Annotated in this window: 6 protein-coding genes; all 6 read right to left on the reverse strand. The window is 52.0% G+C overall.

The window, feature by feature from the left end; genetic code table 11:
- Positions 1 to 1,364: excinuclease ABC subunit UvrC (gene uvrC, locus D6694_08345; GenBank protein RMH42087.1), on the reverse strand; the 1,364-nt coding region annotated here is incomplete at its 3' end.
- Positions 1,365 to 1,367: 3 nt separating this feature from the next.
- Positions 1,368 to 2,015, reverse strand: coding sequence for a two-component system response regulator UvrY (gene uvrY / locus D6694_08350; GenBank protein RMH42088.1), 648 nt, complete (start codon positions 2,013 to 2,015; stop codon positions 1,368 to 1,370).
- Positions 2,016 to 2,084: 69 nt separating this feature from the next.
- Complete coding sequence (locus tag D6694_08355; protein RMH42089.1) at positions 2,085 to 2,912, reverse strand: 1-acyl-sn-glycerol-3-phosphate acyltransferase; 828 nt, start codon at positions 2,910 to 2,912, stop codon at positions 2,085 to 2,087.
- Between the two features lie 2 nt (positions 2,913 to 2,914).
- A complete protein-coding gene (gene sixA, locus D6694_08360) occupies positions 2,915 to 3,391 on the reverse strand; it encodes a phosphohistidine phosphatase SixA (GenBank protein RMH42090.1) in 477 nt (158 codons plus the stop codon).
- On the reverse strand, positions 3,391 to 4,392 hold the full coding sequence (locus D6694_08365) for an adenosine kinase (GenBank protein RMH42091.1): 1,002 nt from the start codon (positions 4,390 to 4,392) through the stop codon (positions 3,391 to 3,393). Before D6694_08365 ends, sixA begins: the two co-directional genes overlap by 1 nt.
- Entirely contained in the window at positions 4,385 to 4,777 is a 393-nt protein-coding gene (locus tag D6694_08370) for a DUF2007 domain-containing protein (protein RMH42092.1), read from the reverse strand. Before D6694_08370 ends, D6694_08365 begins: the two co-directional genes overlap by 8 nt.
- Between the last annotated feature and the right edge of the window lie 10 nt (positions 4,778 to 4,787).

Genomic DNA, 4,787 nt, shown 5'->3' on the forward strand with positions numbered 1-4,787 from the left:
ATAAACACATCTGGAAAAAAGTTGGGATCACCGCTGAATCGTCGCTCGATGGCCTGTCTGATTGCAGCGTAGTCATCTCCTGCTGTGATGCCCGTGACGCGGTACTCACGGTATTGCTTTTTGTCGGGCCCATCTTGACCAAAAACAACAAGAGAGACTCGCGCCTCTTCGCCATGTGAATGAGACACATCCATGCACTCAATGCGCTTTGGTAAACGGGACAATCCTAACCACTCGGTCAGCTGCACCCACCGACTTTCCATCACGTGCCGAGATTGTCTGTGCCTTTCCAGTGACGCCTTGGCATTGTTTTCTGCCAGACTCACCCATTTCTTCCGAATCCCGCGTACGGAATGGCGAATGGCGACATGGCGACCAGCAAGTTGGAACAGCCAGCGGGTGATCGCCTCGAGATCTGATGGAAGATGATTGATCAGAATCTGGTCCGGTATTTGCCGGCCTTCACCATAAAACTGCCCCAAAAACTGCGTTAACGCGACGTCCATCGGCTCGATGAGATCAATAAAGTGATTGCGAGAGCCAATTACTCGCCCACCACGCACGAACAGCACGTGAATGGCGGCCATCCCATCACGTTCAACACATGCCATCACATCGGCGTCGGCGTGCCCTTCCTCTATCGCCTGCTCGCTAGTGACATGTCGAAGCGCTTTGATTTGGTCGCGAACCACTGCCGCTTTTTCATACTCGAGTTTTGCCGACAGCGCTTCCATTTGGGCCACAAGTTTATTGATGACCTCTTGGCCCGCCCCACGAATCAGGTCCCGAGTCAGCTCGACATCTCTGGCATATTCTTCCGCACTTACCATACCAACACACGGCGCCTTGCACCGGCCTATCTGGTACTCAAGACAGGGCCGCGTGCGATTGGCAAACACCGTGTCCTCGCATTGCCTTACTTTGAACAATTTTTGCGCCAAGGCCAGTGTTTCCTTGACGGCCGCCCCGCTGGGAAATGGGCCAAAATATTCTCCGCTTTCGCGTTTTGCACCTCGATATTTCGCCAATCTTGGCCAAGCATGTGAGGATAAGAAGATGTATGGATAGGATTTATCGTCTCGGAGCAGGATGTTGTATTTTGGTCGGTACGCCTTGATTTGGTTTTGCTCCAAAAGCAAGGCTTCAATTTCCGTATCGGTCGTTGTCAGTTCAATGCTAGCAATTTCTTCAACCAATGCGCGCGTTTTCGCGCTTGGTAAATGCTTTCTAAAATAACTCGACAGGCGTTTTTTGAGATCATTGGCTTTGCCAACATAAATCACTTCACCCGAGGCATTGAGCATGCGATAAACCCCCGGGCATTCTGGCACTGTCTTTAAAAATTCTCGGGCATCGAAGGCCATGAATTAGTCTTGTTGCATGCCTGCTTTAATCAGCCCGTAACGAATGGCCAGATGCGTGAGCTCCACATCACCATTGACACCAAGCTTTTCAAATAAGCGATATCGATAGCTGTTCACGGTTTTCGGACTGAGACACAGCAGTTTACTGATTTCCGTCACCTTGACCCCTTGGGTGATCATCATCATGACTTGAGTTTCGCGCTCAGACAGTTTGTCAAAGGGTGAGGACTCCTTCTGTACGCTGCGAATCGCCATCTGTTGTGCAACTTCTGGGGTCAGGTAAATTTGCCCAGACTTGACCTTACGAACGGCATTTTCAATTTCGTCGATGTTCGCCCCTTTAGTCAAATAACCACGTGCGCCAACTTCAAGGAATTTTTGTGGCAGCGGCTCTTCAATATAAGCCGATAACACAATCACCTTCACATCCGGGACATAGCGAAGCATCCTTTTCGTCGCTTCCAATCCCCCGATGCCCGGCATATTGGCGTCCAATAACACCACATCAGGGCTCAACTCGCGTACACGGGTGACGGCTTCCTCTCCGGAGCTTGCTTCACCGATCACTTTAAAATCAGCCACTTCCTCGAGTAAACGACGAATCCCCACCCGAACCAGATCATGGTCATCCGCCAAAACCAGTGTAATCACCTTGCGCTCCCTCCCTCAGTGCCGTCAATCATGGAGATGCTGCCCTTCTCAATCATGCTGACAAATCGCTTAATTTTCAACAGGCACGGCTTGCTCGGTCGAAGTTTCGACCTTGCCTTCACCCAGTCTGGACACTTCGTCCGCTTCCCCCGTCAACACAAGCAATTGCTCACGCACCTCCGCCATCAACGCAGGAATATCACGCTTAGAAAATTGCCGTGTGTCAATGGGTTGACCAATATGACACTCGACCGGCTGATGCAATGTCCAGCGCAATGTTTTCGCCGGCTGAACCGTGGCAATATTTCGGAAGCCAATAGGAACCACAATGGCATCGGTATCAAACGCAAGATGAAAGCCGCCTTTTTTCAAAGGTTGTAACCGCCCATCTCGCGAGCGCGTGCCCTCGGGCGCCATCCACAAAATGATGCCGTCTTCCATCTTCTTTTTGGCGAACGCCAAATCCTTCAACGCCTGCTCGTGATTTCTCCTGTCCACGAACAGAAACTCCGCCACCCGCATGGCACGACCAAAAATAGGAATCGACAGTAATTCACGTTTGGCCAACATGCGAATTGATCCGTCCAAGGCTAAATAAGTAGCTGGAATATCGTAGTTAGACGCATGGCTACTCATGATTAGATAAGCGCGGCCTGGCGTGGGTCGCCAATGCTCACGCCCCTTCACCGACAGGCGCATATCAACAATACGAATCAACGAATCTGCCCAACTTCTAATAACCCGATCGACGCGACGCCGATAGTCAGGGCGTTGCCGTCCCGTCATGGTCAAAACGACAAGACAATGATAGAGAGTCGTCGCCGCAGAGGCGATGATGATCCATAGTGTCATCAAAAAACCAGCTCGCTTCGGCGCGACAGTATCTTCTTTCCGCATACTCATGATGGCATCACCTCAGAAGGTGATACTTGCGCCAATAAAATGCCGTGAGCGGACTGGCGATCATAATCAATGCACGCGACTGTGGCTGGTGGAAAACGTTCAATGACCGCTCCAGGCGCGAACCAAAGGGTAAGCTGTGCCACAAGCGGCATATGCGAAACCACCAGCACATCACCAGCACATTGGGCCAATATGGCGCCCGCGGCCGCCTCTGGTGCCGAACCGGAAATCAAATCATCGCTATACAAAATGGGCTTCTTGACTTCAAGCTGCGCGGCCACGATGGCGGCGGTTTCCGTAGTCCGCACAAATGGACTGGATAGAATACATGATGGCACAGAATAGTGCGCCTTTAACCATTGCGCCATGTACATGGCTTGCAAACGGCCATTTTCTGTCAGCGGTCGTTCCCTATCGGTGCGAGCTTGATGCGTCGGGACGGCTTCACCATGACGCATGATATAAATATTCATCACTGCCCCCCTTTTGGATACGCCCGTAACTGCGCTAAAGGTTCGCCATACAGTCTCGGTCCAAACTGGCTCACAACCAGCGCCGAACCATACGACGCAAGCCGTGCGGCGTCCGAGTGACTGTAGCCATGCGTGATGGCATATAAGAACGCCCCTGCAAACATATCACCCGCACCGTTGGTGTCAACTGCCTTAACCGGATAGGCCGATACTTTCTCCATACCTTCGTCAGTGATGATCAGCGCACCATCGGCGCCCAAAGTGACGACAACTTCCCGTGCCTGCGAGCGCAACACATCCACAGCATCATTCAAATCGTTCGTACCAGTCCAACGCAATGCTTCTTCCCGATTGCAAAACAACAGATCAACGCCATTATCGATCAGTGCCTGCATGCCATCGCGAAAGAACTGTACCATGCTAGGGTCGGACAGTGACAACGCTGTCTTGACATCATTCTCCTTGGCCACCGCTCGTGCGTGACGAACGGTTTCAATCGCACTCGGTGAACTCGCCAAATAGCCTTCGATATACAGGTAACGACTTGAAGCCAATGCCTCAACATCAATGATATCCGGGTGCAATTCCGACGTAATGCCGAGAAATGTATTCATTGTCCGTTCCGCATCCGGCGTAATCATCACAATGCATTTTCCTGTGACACCGGATTTGGCACCGCCATCAAACCGGGTATCGACACCGTTGTTTCGCAAGTCCTCAATGTAAAAATGCCCGGCCTCATCATCTGCCACTCGGCAACTATAGAACGCTTTCCCGCCCAGCTGGGCAACTGCAATGATGGAATTGGCGGCCGAACCACCACAGGCTCGTCCGTGCCAGCGGCCGTTGAGCACATGCATCAGATGGTCATGACGCGCCTCGTCAATCAAAGTCATGGTGCCCTTTTCCAATCCAAGTGCCGCCAATGTCCCCTCATCGATCTCAACCTCGAAGTCCACCAATGCATTGCCTATACCATAGACATCCCAACGTTTATTCACGCGCGCTCTCCTGTGACTTGATGATTTGTGATGTGTACGCTTGACCACACGACCAGCAATTCAACATCGTCGCTGGTACCATTTCACCGCACCGCGGACATCGCCAGTCCGCCTGACTTTGTGTCGTCGTCTGCCACTGCTGCCAGAGTTGCAAAACATTTTGCGCACGCGCCAACACATCATCGGCCACCCACAAAGTGGGGGCGGCATTGACTGGCAGCTCGCCAAGCGCCCCCTGACGATGCCAGCCTTCGATGAAAACATCGACACCGTGCGCACGGAACATTTGCGCGAGAAGCTCCGCGTCAATGATATTTTCCGCTTCGTAAATTTTACGCACGCGTAGACTCCAGTTGCGCCAATCGCTCCAAAAATTCCTCTTCATCAATGACCGA

Source organism: Gammaproteobacteria bacterium, from assembly GCA_003696665.1.
Classification (GTDB): domain Bacteria; phylum Pseudomonadota; class Gammaproteobacteria; order Enterobacterales.